This window comes from Sivoneniella epilithica UHCC 1019, assembly GCF_040830845.1.
In the GTDB taxonomy this organism is placed as follows: Bacteria; Cyanobacteriota; Cyanobacteriia; order Leptolyngbyales; family Leptolyngbyaceae; genus ULC077BIN1.
Genome location: NZ_JBFPDP010000025.1, coordinates 1 through 13764, shown reverse-complemented (window position 1 = coordinate 13764; position 13764 = coordinate 1). Strand labels below are relative to the sequence as shown.

Genomic DNA, 13764 nt, shown 5'->3' with positions numbered 1-13764 from the left:
ACAATGGCACTGCTTCAGAATAGCGAACTCTTCCATCTTAATGAAGACTAAAACGGAGAACTTATTCGGACTCGTTGACAGTCTCACCAAAAGCTTATCCTTGGAAATTTCAGTTTCTTCTGGTTTTCAGCCCCATGCTGCGTAAAGGTATGAATCCCGTGGCTTGTCGTATTAAAGTGTACAGATCGGTGGAGTGAGGATTTTTAGTGACTATGCAAATTCGGCGATCGCAAAAGCGATGGATATGGGCAGCTTTTGGGACTGGAATACCATTAGCCATCTACTTTTTTAGTCAGGTGCTAGTGCTTTGCAACGAAGCTGTGCTAGTGGATCTAGTGCGCCAGCAGGGACAATATGCCCCCTTTTTCTTTGTGCTATTGTTTACGGTAGCCACCAGCTTAGGATTTCCTGGTAATGTGATGTCCCTGGTTGGCGGGGCAGTTTTTGGACTAGTTTGGGGAACAGTCTGGTCATTACTAGGAGCTACGTTTGGCGCAATCGGCGCATTTCTACTCGCACGATCGCTGTTGCACAAATGGTTTATCCGCCAATTTGGACACCTCAGCTTACTACAGCGGCTTAATCACGCGATCGCTGAACATCCCTTTACCTTAGTGTTGGCAAGCCGATTTACCCCGTTGTCGCCCTTTAGCCTACTTAACTTTCTGTTTGGCTTAACCCCAATTGACCTAAAGACCTACACTTGGGGCACTTTCTTAGGGTTGATTCCCCTCACCTTTGCCTATAGTTGGCTAGGGATTACTGGACATACTGCCCTCAATGGCGGCGATCGCGTTCCAGTGATATTCGCCCTGAGCCTACTGACTATCCTATCTTTGCTGCCGATGTTGCCCAAAAAGTTAGGGGGTAGGCGACAGGAATTAGGATAGATAGCCCGTTTGAGTTCTAAAGCTTAAGCTCATTATCCCTTTTGTCTAATGGAGACAAAGGTTTCAGGAAAAGCCAGCTAACGAAGAAGAAAGAGGCGGTGAAAAGTTGGGTAATATCTAACGCGGAAAGATAACCGTCGGAGAAGCAGGCAATGCTGCGATCGGTGATGCCAAACAGCCACGAGGAAACGCCAAAAAACCAGATGCCCTGCTTTAGATTCATCGAAAAAGGATCAAGATTATTCAATAGTTTTTGATTCATGAGAGTAGTCTCTGGTTAAGGTTGACCTATTGGGGAAACAGTCTTGTTAAGAACTTGCGCTTCTTTTGTGTCTGTATATTAAAAAGTATTTTTAGTTCTTGCCATATGTCGCAAGTAATAGTACTGAAGGATGCAAAAAGGCGATCGCGCAGGTCTACTCAAAACTCAAAGCAATTACAGTAGAATGTCGAAGCTATCTTGACTCCTCGCACACGCGCATGAATCTTGTTCAGCTAAATAGCGGTTTTACCTTGTTCCTCAGTTTGCTCGTGGAAGCATTTCCCTTTTTGTTGCTAGGAGTGTTGTTCTCTGGGCTGCTGCAATTTTTTGTAGATGAACGCAAGCTCGTGCAATGGATGCCCCGTGGCGCATTGATGGGCGCTTTATTTGGAAGCTGTATTGGTTTTCTGTTTCCGGTTTGTGAGTGTGGAAATGTGCCAGTAGCGCGGCGGCTATTGATGCAAGGCGCACCTTCTTCGGTGGCGATCGGCTTTTTGTTAGGCGCTCCCACCATTAACCCGATTGTGTTTTGGGCAACCTGGACGGCATTTCGTGATCAGCCAGAAATCGCCTTTCTGCGAATTGGATGTTCTTTAGCAATTGCCACCCTAATTGGTTGGGTGTTTAGCTTCCAGCGAGATTTGCGCCCACTTTTACAGCCTGCGGTCGCATTGGCGATGCCCATCAAAAGTCGAGAACCAAAGGGTGCAAAGAGTGTAAAATCTCAGCCAACTCCGTCGCTATTGCAGTCGGGAACCTACTTTCTGGGGCAGTCTAGTCAACCGATCGATCTAGTTGAGTTTCAGCAGACGGCAGCAGCCGCGATCGCCGACAAACCCCTGGGGTATAAGCTCAATCTGATGCTTGATGCCATGCTGCAAGAGATGCGCGAGTTGGGCGGGGTGCTGATTTTGGGAAGCGCGATCGCGGCGGCAGTCCAAGTTTTTATTCCAAGAGAAGTTGTGCTGGCTTTAGGGCAAGGTCCGGTCAGTTCCATTGTTGCCATGATGCTGTTAGCGGCGATCGTGTCTATCTGCTCCACGGTCGATGCATTTTTCGCCTTGTCTTTTTCTTCTACTTTCACCACTGGCTCACTACTTGCCTTTCTAGTTTTTGGTCCGATGATTGACCTGAAAGGCATTGGCTTAATGCTATCTATCTTCAAACCCAGAGCCGTTTTCTACCTATTTTCCTTGGCTGGCTCACTCACCTTTCTATTCGCATTGTTCATCAATTTGTATGTGAGTTAAGACGAAGGGAGGGGAAAGTTTTGAGTTTTGAATTTTGAATTTTGAGTTTTGAGTTTTGAATTGCTTTCTTCGTACTCTGTCCTTCACACTTCTTCCTATGGCTTCCCGGTTTCGTTTTCGCTCTGTTACTCCTTGGCTTGAAGTGTTTGCGATCGCGGCGTGGGGCTTGCTGTTTTTAAAGTATTGGCTGACGGGTAAGCTGTATCTGCTGATTCACCCAAATTACATGGGGCTGACGGTGGCAACGGGAGTCGCTTTTTTGTTTTTGGCGGGTTGGCGGGCGATCGCTCTTCTCAAACGTCGCTCGCAAAATCGCACGGCTGTAACGGCTGCTGAACAGCACATTACACTGTTGCCCAATGGCTGGAGCGTCACGTTGCTTCTGGGAGCAGCACTGTTGGGATTATTGATTCAGCCCCGTGCATTTGCCAGCCAAACGGCAATTCAACGCGGCGCGATCGATGCACCAGTGACCCTAACGCGAGTAAAACCCCAAGCATTTCGTGCGTCTTCCAATACCCAAGATAAATCCATTATCGATTGGATTAGAACTCTCACGGTGTATCCTGAACCCGATGCTTATGTCGGTCAAAAAGCGAAGGTTCAAGGTTTTGTCATCCACCCACCCAACTTACCCAACCAGTACCTTCTAATCTCTCGCTTTATCATTACTTGCTGCGCTGCCGATGTATATCCAGTGGGGCTACCTGTTAAGTTGGCTAAAACCCGTGATGCCTACAAGCCGGATAGCTGGTTGGAAATTGAAGGGGAAATGGCAACAGAAACCTTGGCAGGTAAACGTCAGCTTACTTTGGTTGCTAAATCGATTAAGCCGATCGATGAACCCAAAAATCCTTACGATTTATGAGCAGTTGCTTTCAACACTAGCTTTCAACACTAGCTTTCAAATTGTTGAATGGCTTCAACCAGGTGATTCACTTCTGATTCCAACGTGAAGTAGTGGACACAAGCCCGCACACAGTCAGGATTGGGAATGCTCCGAAGTACAATTGCACGGGATTCCAGAAACCGAACCAGTTGGCTATGGGATTTGCCCGGTAGCTGAAAAGAGACTAAGCCTGCTTGGGGTGGGCTGTTTTGTAAGCAAACTACTCCTGGCGTTTCGGTCAATTTTTGCCAAAGCGATTGGCTTAAGGTGCGAATTCGCTGGTAGCGATCGCGGGAGGTGCCAAACTGATGATGCATGGAGATCGATTCTCTAAGTCCTGCATACAGTGGATAGGCTGAGGTTGCCACTTCATAGCGCCGTCCATCGGGCTTCCAGCCAGCAGGCATTCCAGTGGCATCATTCGTGATACTGCGCCAGCCAATAAACGTGGGATGCAGGGTTTTCATAGCTTCGGGGCTGATGTATAGCCCACCTAATCCTTCGGGTCCACACCACCATTTATGACCGGTAAAGGCATAAAAATCTACGTGTGTCTCTGGCAGGTTTAAGGGCAACACGCCGACCGATTGCGCCGCATCAACTAACACGCGCACTGGGCGATCGCGGGAGTAACTATGGCAGGCGGCAACAATTTCTGCGAGGGGCAACACTTGTCCTGTGTTCCAAAGAATGTGGCTTAGCACCACAAGCCGAGTGCTGGGTCGTAAGTGGCTGGCAATCACTGCAACCGGATCGCCGTGGTTCAAAGTCGCCTGCAATGGACAGGTTGTCACCTCGACCCCAAAGCGCCGAGCAATTTCTTGAGTAGCCGCAATAATGCCGGGATGTTCACAATCGGATAAAAGCAGGTGATCGCCTAATCGCCAATCAATACCCCACAAGGCAATATTGCAGCCCGCAGACACATTTTCGGTCAAGGTGATGGTTGCTGGAGTCGCCCCTAATTCTTGAGCGATCGCCCGTCGGGTTGCCTCCCCCTCATGGGTTACCCAGGCGCTTGCACTGTTGGAAAAAGGTCCGACCGCTTGAATTTTTTGATAAGACCGGACAATGGACTCCAGCGCAATTTGCGGCATTGCCCCCTGCCCACCGTAATTAAAATAGGATTTATTATGGAGAGCGGGAAGACCCTGTCTTAGGGCTTCAATCGACACTGAAGAATTGGAAATGCCCGTCATAAGGTGCTGTTAGGGAAGAGCTACTGCTTATTCATGGTACAGGCAGGGAGGGAGGAGAAATGAAAGAGTCGGGAGAAATCCTAAGATTTTTTAGCACTCTCTAGCTTAGAGTGCTAAATTCAACTTAAAGAACTGTGAAGGTGATTATGGTAAAGATCGTTGTCTTTAATGAAGAATCTCGGCAAGCGTTAGAGCGTGGCGTGAATGCACTGGCGGATGCAGTGCGCGTTACCTTGGGTCCAAAGGGGCGTAATGTGCTGCTAGAGAAAAAGTATGGCGCACCTCAGATTGTGAATGATGGCATCACGATCGCCAAAGAAATCGAATTAGAAGATCCATTGGAAAACACAGGCGCACGGTTGCTTCAAGAAGTTGCCTCCAAAACGAAAGATCTGGCAGGCGATGGCACTACTACTGCGACGGTGTTGGCGCAAGCAATGATCCACGAAGGTTTGAAAAACGTTGCCGCTGGCACCAATCCGGTTGCTTTGAGACGCGGCATTGAAAAGGCAGTTGCCAAATTGTTGGAAGAAATTAAAGCGATCGCCAAGCCAGTTGAAGGCAAGGAAATCGCCCAAGTTGCCACCGTTTCTTCGGGAAATGACGAAGAAGTAGGAACCATGATTGCTGCCGCTATGGAAAAAGTGGGCAAGGATGGCGTGATCACCGTGGAAGAATCGAAATCTCTGGCAACCGAGATGGAAATTGTGGAAGGAATGCAAATTGATCGCGGCTACCTTTCGCCCTATTTCGTCACCGACTCAGAACGCATGATCACCGAATATGAGAACATGCTGATTCTGCTCGTAGACAAGAAAATTAGCTCAGTCCAAGAACTGGTGCCCGTCCTAGAAAAAGTGGCACGCACCGGACAGCCTTTATTGATCATTGCTGAAGATATTGAAGGTGAAGCCCTCGCAACCCTAGTCGTCAATCGTTTGCGCGGTGTGTTGTCGATCGCGGCAATTAAGGCACCTGGATTTGGCGATCGGCGTAAAGCCATGCTGCAAGACATCGCTGTCCTCACGGGCGGTCAGTTGATTTCTGAAGAAATTGGCTTAAACCTCGACACCGCCACCATTGAAATGTTGGGGAAAGCCCGCAAAATCACCATCACCAAAGACACCACCACCATCGTGTCAGATGTGGCAAACTCGGCTGATATTGATAAGCGGGTTGCTCAACTGCGCCAAGAACTAGAGCGGACTGATTCAGACTATGACAAAGAGAAAACCCAAGAGCGCATCGCCAAACTATCCGGCGGCGTTGCAGTTATCAAAGTCGGTGCCGCAACCGAAACTGAACTTAAGGATCGCAAACTCCGAATTGAAGACGCGCTCAACGCCACTAAAGCAGCAGTAGAAGAAGGCATCGTTCCCGGCGGCGGCGTGACCTTGATCCACCTTGCTTCCAAAATCAATGAGATTAAGGACAGCCTAACCGCAGAAGAGCAAATCGGTGCAGATATTGTCAGCAAAGCATTAGAAGCTCCGTTACGCCAAATTGCTGATAACTCTGGGGTAGAAGGCTCCGTGATTGTTGAGAAAGTGCGTGAAATGACCTTTCCTATTGGCTATAACGCCTTAACAAATTCCTTTGAGGATCTGATTGCGGCTGGAATTGTAGACCCGGCAAAAGTGGTGCGTTCTGCGTTACAAGATGCTGGATCGATCGCAGGCATGGTAATCACAACAGAAGCCCTGATTGTCGAAAAACCAGAGAAAAAATCAGCAGGCGGCGGCGCTCCCGATGGCGGCATGGGCGGCATGGGTGGCATGGGCGGCATGGGTGGCATGGGTGGCATGGGCGGCATGGGCGGCATGGGCATGATGTAATATCTGCATAATCCTCAATCGGCATAGTTCATAACAAGAAACCCCAGACATGTCTGGGGTTTCTTGTTGAGGTCTCGTTGTGCGACTCAGGCTTGGATGAGGGCAGCACCTTGAAGTCTTTTGATCATTATCATAGGGATGTATCTTATCGATTCTCCTGAGGAGACGCTACGCGATCGCTCCACAATGCTTATGGCTAAGTGTTCATCCATCACTGATTTGGTTACAGCAACTGACATCGCTCACTCTATTTTTACGGTTCACAATGGGACGTTATTTCAAAGTTCTAAAATTATTTTGGGCAACTGCTTTAGCCGCAGAATTAGAATATCGAGTTAATTTTTTAATTTCCGCACTCAGTAGTTTTGGTGGCTTAATTGGCAGCATATTCGGCTTGTTTTTGTTTTATCAAAACGACTACACCTTTCCAGGATGGAATTGGAATCAAAGCCTGATTGTGCTGGGAGTATTCACCGTGCTTCAAGGATTTTCTACGACGTTTTTAGCCCCAAACTTAAATCGGATTGTGCGCCATATTCAGCAAGGCACATTAGATTTTGTCCTACTAAAACCCATCAGTTCTCAGTTTTGGTTATCCGCCAATACGCTCTCACCTTGGGGATTACCAGATTTATTATTTGGAGGATTGATGATTGGATATGCCGGCGATCGCTTAGGATTGCCGCTCTACTTTTATCTGCTAGGAATTGTGCCGCTCTTATTTGGATTTGTCATTCTCTATAGCCTGTGGTTCATGTTGGGAGCCATGAGCATTTGGTTTGTGAAAATTTATAACGTCACAGAAGTGCTGAGGGGCTTATTAGAGGCAGGGCGATTTCCAATGGTCGCCTATCCCACCGCCTACCGCTTCTTTTTCACCTTCATCGTTCCAGTCACTTTTTTGACAACCGTTCCAGCCGAAGCCTTTTTAGGACGAGGAAACTTAGGTTGGGTGCTGGCGGCTGGCGTACTTGGAGCATCGCTTTTGTGGAGTTCTAGTGCCTTTTGGCGGTTCGCGTTGCGCTTTTACACGAGCGCATCTAGTTAAATGATTAGGTAGCGATCGCCATCAGCCAACAAAACCCGCAATATTTCAGAAAGCTTTTCTCGATAAAGTAGCTCGATAAACCAAAGAAATGCAAAGTTGTGATGGAAGATCCTGATGACCCATTAAACCGTTGAATAGCTAAGAAAGTTGTTTTGCCTGCTCACATTATCTCGTGGCAGCATCAAGCGCATTCATACTTTCCCACTGCATTCGTTCCAGGAGTTTTCACTGTATGACCGGGTCATTGAACTATCAAGAACGAAAGCAGCAGATGATTAAACTAGCCACTGCCAAGAGTTACATCGCAGCAGGCGAAAAGCGGCAACCGATGAACTTTCAAAATGATCAACAAGTGCCCGCTTTAGACAGCCCAGAAAAAGATAGCCCAGAAAAGCGACCCGTTCCCGACAATGTTCATCCCAATGGTTCTCTTCCCTATTTCCACTTTTATCTAGATGAGGTGGTGCAATCTGCGAATGTGGTTGAGTCGGCTGAAAAACGGCAACCAATGTCTACCACTGCCTTGCTGAGTACAGGATTTGTGGCGGCAACTGTAGTATCCGGGCTGTTGATTGGCGATGCGCTGAAACCCACTGCCCCTCCAAATGCAACAATACCTCCGCTTAAACCCAAGCAAAGAGTAGCGGTATTGTTGCCTCGTCCGACTTCAGTAGCTCCCGAAAAATTGAAAGCTCCGCGATTTGTTTCACGATCCCAAAGGGAATCGCAGCCCCCAGCAGTTCCACAATCAGCGGCAGCCCCCCGCCAAAATTCAGTTGATCGGGCGGCTCCCCAAAGCTTTGCCCCCTTGCTACCCAGTGTGACGCTTGCTGCTGTGCCAGAACTATTACCCGTCAGTCGTAGTTTACCCCCTAAACGCACGGTGACAGGCGCTCCGGCTCCCGCTGGCATGAAGCCGCTAGTGCGTCCTGCTTATCAAGATTTGCCAGATCTACAGCGTCCGCCCCAAACTCCCCTCACTGCGCTTAATTCTCCGCCTGCTGCGATTCGTGAAACAATTCCTGCGGCGATCGCGGCTCCAGAACAGATCAACTCCGGGCAATCTGGGCAATCTGGACAGTCTACCGTTGCTATCCCTACGCCAGTCGCCCCGGCTCAACCCGCAGCAGCTCTGCCCAAGCCGCTGCCCTTACCCCCTGCCCAACCTAGCTCTGAATCTTCCCCGGCAACTCCGCCGCAGACAGAAAATCAGCCAACAGAACCCAAGCCATCTAAGGCTGAACCGACGATTCCAGCAACCGAGCCGCCTCCATTAAATTCAACCTCTAGCACGATTGAATCGCCAATGTCCAATAGCGCTGGCTTTGAGGAAGGGAAATAATTATTACTGGTTTTGGATCGCTGTTCAACTTTTTGGGTGTTAGCAGAACCGCGATCGCTGCCAAAAATGGCGAACACCGTTGAGAATTGCGATCGCGTGTTGAGGATGCACCACACCCACTCGCACAGCATGAAACAGAATCCGGCTCAGTCGATACCAAAAGACGGGTGGGCTAGTATGCCGCTTCAGCGCCAGCAAATAGCTAAAAGTGCTGTGTTGCAACGTTAATGAAGGATTGCGGCTGGTAATCGAAGACGGATGATGGATCACATAAATTTGCTTGGTAATCCCGATTGAATGCCCTTGTTGAGCATAGCGCCGACAAAAATCAAAGTCTTCGTAATACAGGAAGTAGGCAGAATCAAATTGAGGGCAGGAATCAAAATTTTGCAAGTTGAGCAACAGGCTACAGCCCGTCACCCAGATTGTTTCAACGTAATTGGGTTTTTCGTGGGTCGATAGTTCCGTGCTGGCAACAATTCTGCCTGTTTCTGGAACAAACTCACCGCCTGCAAACCAAATTTTTCCCGATGGTTCAGCAATAATGGTGCCAATGATAGACAGCGATGAATGGGCACTGCAAAACTGCGCGGCATGGTTAAGGGCATCTTCGGGCAGCGTGGTATCGGGGTTAATTAACCAGACTGTTGCAGCGCGATCGCGCTCATAGACCCAATTCAAACCCACGTTGCAGCCGCCGCCAAAACCCAAGTTTTCTGGAGCCTCCAAAATCAGCACGCGATCGCCCGCCAGATTGGAACAGTCTTCTGCGGCGGAATTGTTCACAATAATGAACTGGTAATCGACGTTCGCTTCAGCCCGCACCGATGCCAACAACTGAGCGATCAACGCTGCTGAGTAATAGTTAACGGTAATCAGATAAATCAAATGCGGTGCGGCTTTTAGTGCAAGTAAATAGTAACCTGACCTTCAACGACCATTGACTCATCAAGCCTTTGGGGTATGACTTAATGATTGGCTGTGACGAATGCGATCGCCGGGAAAAGCTATGATAGCCCTCAGCAATGATCTACCTGGGAGCATAAGGCAATGGATGCGATCAATCAGGAAAGTTTACCCGGTCGAAGTTTTCCCTTAGGCGCAACCGTTTATCCCGATGGCGTAAACTTTTCTATTTTTTCTAAAAGCAGCACTGCCGTAGAGCTTTTGCTGTTTGCCGCCCCCGATGACCCACAGCCCAGTCAAGTGATTACGCTTGATCCAAAGCACAACAAAACCTTTTACTACTGGCATGTGTTTGTGCCTCACCTTGCCGCAGGGCAGGTTTATGCCTATCGAGTTTATGGTCCTTATCTACCCGATCAAGGGCATCGGTTTGATGGCAATAAAGTTCTGTTAGACCCCTACACAACCGCAGTAGTGGGATGGGAGCATTACAGCCGGGAAGCGGCAATTGCGCCTGGAGATAATTGTCCGCAAGCGCTGAGAAGCGTGGTTCTTGATCCGACGACCTATGACTGGGAGGGGGATATCCCGCTGCATACTCCCTATGCCAACACCATCATTTATGAATTGCACGTTGCTGGCTTTACTCGTCATCCCAACTCTGGAGTTGCTCCGGCAAAACGCGGCACCTATGCGGGACTAATTGAAAAAATCCCCTATCTGAAGCAATTAGGCATTACGGCGGTGGAGTTGATGCCAATTCATGAATTTGATGAGCAAGACGCTCGACCGGGTTTAAGAAATTATTGGGGATACAGCACTCTGGCATTCTTTGCGCCCCATCGTGCCTATAGCTACTCCAAAGATCCGCTGGGTCCAGTCAATGAATTTCGAGACATGGTGAAAGCCTTTCACAAGGCGGGGATTGAGGTAATTTTAGATGTAGTGTTTAACCATACGGCAGAAGGGAATGAGGAAGGTCCAACCCTGTCGTTTCGAGGTCTGGAAAACCGCGCGTATTACATTCTGGAAAAAGACCCAACCTATTACAGCAATTACACAGGCTGTGGCAACACGGTCAGAGCCAATCATGAAGTGGTGACTCGATTAATTCTGGATTGTTTGCGCTATTGGGTGGATGTGATGCATGTGGATGGATTTCGGTTTGATTTAGCTTCGTGCCTATCACGCGGCAAGTTGGGGCATCCGATGGAAGATCCGCCGCTGCTCTGGTCGATTGAATCCGATCCGGTGTTAGCTGGGGTTAAGATCATTGCGGAGGCGTGGGATGCGGGGGGCTTGTATCAGGTGGGGTCGTTTATTGGCGATCGCTTTGCTGAATGGAATGGACCGTTTCGCGATGATGTGCGGCGCTTTATTAAAAGTGATTCTGGCGCAATTAACGAGTTTGCCTTACGGATTTTGGGCAGTCCCGATATTTTTTCGCAGCCCGATCGCGAAACCAATCGCAGCATCAACTTTGTTACCTGTCACGATGGCTTTACGCTGAATGATCTGGTTTCCTACAATGACAAACACAATGAAGACAATGGCGAACAAAGCCGCGATGGTGCGAATGATAATCACAGTTGGAATTGCGGCACTGAGGGAGACACGAAAGAGGTTACTATTGCGCGATTGCGCGATCGGCAAATTAGAAATTTTTTAACGACGCTGCTTTTGTCTCAAGGAACACCCATGCTATTGATGGGGGATGAAGTCCGGCGAACTCAAATGGGCAACAACAACGCCTACTGCCAAAATAACGAACTCAGTTGGTTTGACTGGAGCCTGATCGACAAAAACGCCGATTTGCTCAGGTTTGTGCGGGGCATGATCACCCTAAATCAATCCCTTGAGTTGTATCAACAGGAGCGTTTGCTAGAACTTTCGGCTGATGATCACAAGCCCTACCTTCTCTGGCATGGGCTTAAACTTGGGAAACCAGATTGGGGCGAAAACTCCCATAGCCTTGCCTTTAGCCTGTATCATCCCACTGCCCAAGAACATCTCTATGTCATTTTTAATGCAGATTGGAAACCCTTGACCTTTGAACTGCCCACGTTGGAACCGGGTCATGGCTGGCATCGAATTGTGGATACTAGCCTGCCATCCCCAGAGGACTTTCAACACCCTCAGAACGCACAACGCTTTCAGAAAGCCACCTATCCTGCGGAAGCTCGGTCTTCAATTGTGTTAATGTCTTTGCCGACCCAAAAGGGGCGAAGATGATATGCAGGTGATATTGCTGAATCTGGGGATGAAATTTGTAGGGGCAATCCCTTGTGGTTGCCCTTGATCTCCGACAGGGTAGGCACAAGATCTACCCCTACAGTCAGAAATCATACTTGCATTCACCAACGCCGCAAGTATCCTTACCCCTGGATGTTTTTTGGCTGCATTGCTTGCCGAAATACCTTCAGCGCTTCTTTTTCCTCGGTCATTTGCAAACAGCGAGACAACACGCTGAAATCTAGGTCTGGTAAGCACTGGCTTTGATCGCTCCATAGCGATCGCCCTGCAACTGGTAAAGCGAAAACACGCCATCTTCCCAAAACCAGATCTCTGGAATTTCAAACCGTCGATAATACTCCAACACTTTGGCATCGCCGCTCGTAAACACAATCTCTATCGCCAAGTCTGGAAACTCTTTTTGCCGCCGATTTTCGCCAAATCGATAGGATAAATCCGGTTCTTTACTGGCTCCTTGAACTTCTGAAAGCAGCGTTGCGCTTCCCGTTGGGGTGAAATCAAGGTCTTTTTCCATAAAGAAAAGGATCAGTAACCCGGCAAGTAAGCATTTGAATGTTTCGCGATCGGTGGAGATGGGCATGATTTCTACGTGACCGTCCAGATAGGATAGCCGGACACTACGCCGACCTGATAGAGCGCTGTCCAATGCTTGAAACTCAGCCCAGGTCATAAAATAGGGGAAGACAAATCGGGTTGAGTTTAGGCGTGGAAGTGGGTTTTGAGTGGCGGTAGTCATGGCACTATCCTTGCGATCGGGTGCTAAGTCCTAGTTTAGTGGGCGATCGGATCTACGTCTGCCACCACCCAAAATTTTGGTAATCGCTCCTTGATTCTGCTGGTAGAATAACCGCAACTCTACCCCCGTCACCTACCATGCCGCTGAGCCTGCCGTACCGCTTCGCCCTTGCCAGCGCTGCTGTTTCCACTATTCTCTTTTCTCTATCTGGTCAAGCTCAAATTGTGCCGGATGGAACCTTGGGCACTCAGGCGATCGGTGCTTGTGCTGGAACAGGTGGCGCTTGCGGAATCATCAACGGTACAACGCGAGGTAGCAACCTATTTCATAGCCTCCAGCAGTTCTCCTTGCCCAATGGCGATTTTGCTGCATTCATCACCAATCCTGCAATTCAAAATGTGATTGTGCGCGTCACTGGAGCGGACATTTCCAATATTAACGGCACGATCGCGACCACTGATCCAACCCTTACCAACATCATTCCCACCAACTTCTTCTTACTCAACCCAAATGGCATCGTCTTTGGTTCCGGTGCCCGAATCTTCGTCGGCGGTTCGTTTCTGGCAAGCACAGCCGAGCGAATGCTGTTTCAGGATGGCACCGTGTTTGACACTCGCGATCAGACCCTAAGACCGTTGTTGACAGTCAGTGTGCCTACGGGCTTACAGTTTGGACAAACACCGGGCGAGATTCGATCTGGAATGCAAATTGTCGCGGGTTTTAATAGTCGCTTGACTGACATTGCCTTGGTAGGAGGCAATGTTACGCTGGATGATTCGCGTGTCTCTGCACCGGGAGGACGAATAGAGTTAGGCGGAGTGGGCGAAAATGGCACGGTGGGACTGCGGCAAAATGGCGATCGCCTGAGTTTGAGCTTAGCTGCAAGTACACCCCGTCGGGATATTACTTTAACCAATGGTTCGACCCTTGACGCAGGAGCAAGCACTGGCAGCGGTGAGGTAGTACTGATGGGGCGGAATATTAGTCTTTATGCAAGTTCTATTTTTACGGGAATCCTTCCTGGAATCGACAACGCTGTTACCAATCAAGCGGGCAATATTGCGATTTCTGCGATCGCTAGTAGGCTGTCAACTTTATTTTGGTGGATAGATGGGAGAGAATAGAGCGGCAGCTACCTCTGAACCAATCATGCC

12 protein-coding genes are annotated in these 13764 nt (G+C 48.9%); 8 read left to right on the top strand and 4 right to left on the bottom strand.

Annotation, left to right across the window (positions count from 1 at the left end):
* The first annotated feature begins 212 nt into the window (after positions 1-212).
* Entirely contained in the window at positions 213-890 is a 678-nt protein-coding gene (locus AB3R30_RS15610) for a TVP38/TMEM64 family protein (RefSeq protein WP_458650182.1), read from the top strand.
* A gap of 16 nt (positions 891-906) precedes the next feature.
* Here the strand turns inward: AB3R30_RS15610 and AB3R30_RS15605 are convergent, their stop codons facing one another.
* Complete coding sequence (locus AB3R30_RS15605; protein WP_458650128.1) at positions 907-1152, bottom strand: hypothetical protein; 246 nt, start codon at positions 1150-1152, stop codon at positions 907-909.
* A gap of 218 nt (positions 1153-1370) precedes the next feature.
* Here AB3R30_RS15605 and AB3R30_RS15600 point away from each other — a divergent pair, with 218 nt between their 5' ends.
* Positions 1371-2402: a permease gene (locus AB3R30_RS15600; RefSeq protein ID WP_458650127.1), complete on the top strand. Its 1032-nt coding sequence runs from the start codon at positions 1371-1373 to the stop codon at positions 2400-2402.
* Positions 2403-2499: 97 nt separating this feature from the next.
* Entirely contained in the window at positions 2500-3270 is a 771-nt protein-coding gene (locus AB3R30_RS15595; protein ID WP_458650126.1) for a TIGR03943 family putative permease subunit, read from the top strand.
* 29 nt (positions 3271-3299) lie between these two features.
* Here AB3R30_RS15595 and AB3R30_RS15590 read toward each other — a convergent pair whose 3' ends face one another.
* Positions 3300-4490, bottom strand: a complete 1191-nt coding sequence (locus AB3R30_RS15590; protein WP_458650125.1) for an aminotransferase class V-fold PLP-dependent enzyme — start codon at positions 4488-4490, stop codon at positions 3300-3302.
* 146 nt (positions 4491-4636) lie between these two features.
* On the opposite strand from AB3R30_RS15590, the gene groL reads away from it, so the two are divergent.
* From groL to AB3R30_RS15575, 3 genes are all read left to right on the top strand, one after another.
* On the top strand, positions 4637-6325 hold the full coding sequence (groL, locus tag AB3R30_RS15585) for a chaperonin GroEL (protein WP_458650124.1): 1689 nt from the start codon (positions 4637-4639) through the stop codon (positions 6323-6325).
* Positions 6326-6590: 265 nt separating this feature from the next.
* A complete protein-coding gene (locus AB3R30_RS15580; RefSeq protein ID WP_458650123.1) occupies positions 6591-7373 on the top strand; it encodes an ABC transporter permease in 783 nt (260 codons plus the stop codon).
* A gap of 232 nt (positions 7374-7605) precedes the next feature.
* Positions 7606-8715, top strand: coding sequence for a hypothetical protein (locus tag AB3R30_RS15575; RefSeq protein ID WP_458650122.1), 1110 nt, complete (start codon positions 7606-7608; stop codon positions 8713-8715).
* Between the two features lie 39 nt (positions 8716-8754).
* On the opposite strand, the gene AB3R30_RS15570 is transcribed toward AB3R30_RS15575, so the two are convergent.
* Positions 8755-9603, bottom strand: a complete 849-nt coding sequence (locus AB3R30_RS15570) for a glycosyltransferase family 2 protein (RefSeq protein WP_458650121.1) — start codon at positions 9601-9603, stop codon at positions 8755-8757.
* A gap of 162 nt (positions 9604-9765) precedes the next feature.
* Here AB3R30_RS15570 and glgX point away from each other — a divergent pair, with 162 nt between their 5' ends.
* On the top strand, positions 9766-11853 hold the full coding sequence (gene glgX / locus AB3R30_RS15565; protein ID WP_458650120.1) for a glycogen debranching protein GlgX: 2088 nt from the start codon (positions 9766-9768) through the stop codon (positions 11851-11853).
* Positions 11854-12094: 241 nt separating this feature from the next.
* Here glgX and AB3R30_RS15560 read toward each other — a convergent pair whose 3' ends face one another.
* Positions 12095-12610: a Uma2 family endonuclease gene (locus AB3R30_RS15560; RefSeq protein ID WP_458650119.1), complete on the bottom strand. Its 516-nt coding sequence runs from the start codon at positions 12608-12610 to the stop codon at positions 12095-12097.
* A 137-nt stretch (positions 12611-12747) separates the two neighbouring features.
* Between AB3R30_RS15560 and AB3R30_RS15555 the strand changes: the two genes are divergently transcribed.
* Positions 12748-13734: a filamentous hemagglutinin N-terminal domain-containing protein gene (locus AB3R30_RS15555; RefSeq protein ID WP_458650118.1), complete on the top strand. Its 987-nt coding sequence runs from the start codon at positions 12748-12750 to the stop codon at positions 13732-13734.
* The last annotated feature ends 30 nt before the right edge of the window (positions 13735-13764 follow it).

Coding starts and splice junctions, on each gene's coding strand:
- AB3R30_RS15610 (WP_458650182.1), top strand. CDS start 213: ATGCAAATTCGGCGATCGCAAAAGCGATGGATATGGGCAGCTTTTGGG.
- AB3R30_RS15605 (WP_458650128.1), bottom strand. CDS start 1,152: ATGAATCAAAAACTATTGAATAATCTTGATCCTTTTTCGATGAATCTA.
- AB3R30_RS15600 (WP_458650127.1), top strand. CDS start 1,371: ATGAATCTTGTTCAGCTAAATAGCGGTTTTACCTTGTTCCTCAGTTTG.
- AB3R30_RS15595 (WP_458650126.1), top strand. CDS start 2,500: ATGGCTTCCCGGTTTCGTTTTCGCTCTGTTACTCCTTGGCTTGAAGTG.
- AB3R30_RS15590 (WP_458650125.1), bottom strand. CDS start 4,490: ATGACGGGCATTTCCAATTCTTCAGTGTCGATTGAAGCCCTAAGACAG.
- groL (WP_458650124.1), top strand. CDS start 4,637: ATGGTAAAGATCGTTGTCTTTAATGAAGAATCTCGGCAAGCGTTAGAG.
- AB3R30_RS15580 (WP_458650123.1), top strand. CDS start 6,591: ATGGGACGTTATTTCAAAGTTCTAAAATTATTTTGGGCAACTGCTTTA.
- AB3R30_RS15575 (WP_458650122.1), top strand. CDS start 7,606: ATGACCGGGTCATTGAACTATCAAGAACGAAAGCAGCAGATGATTAAA.
- glgX (WP_458650120.1), top strand. CDS start 9,766: ATGGATGCGATCAATCAGGAAAGTTTACCCGGTCGAAGTTTTCCCTTA.
- AB3R30_RS15560 (WP_458650119.1), bottom strand. CDS start 12,610: ATGACTACCGCCACTCAAAACCCACTTCCACGCCTAAACTCAACCCGA.
- AB3R30_RS15555 (WP_458650118.1), top strand. CDS start 12,748: ATGCCGCTGAGCCTGCCGTACCGCTTCGCCCTTGCCAGCGCTGCTGTT.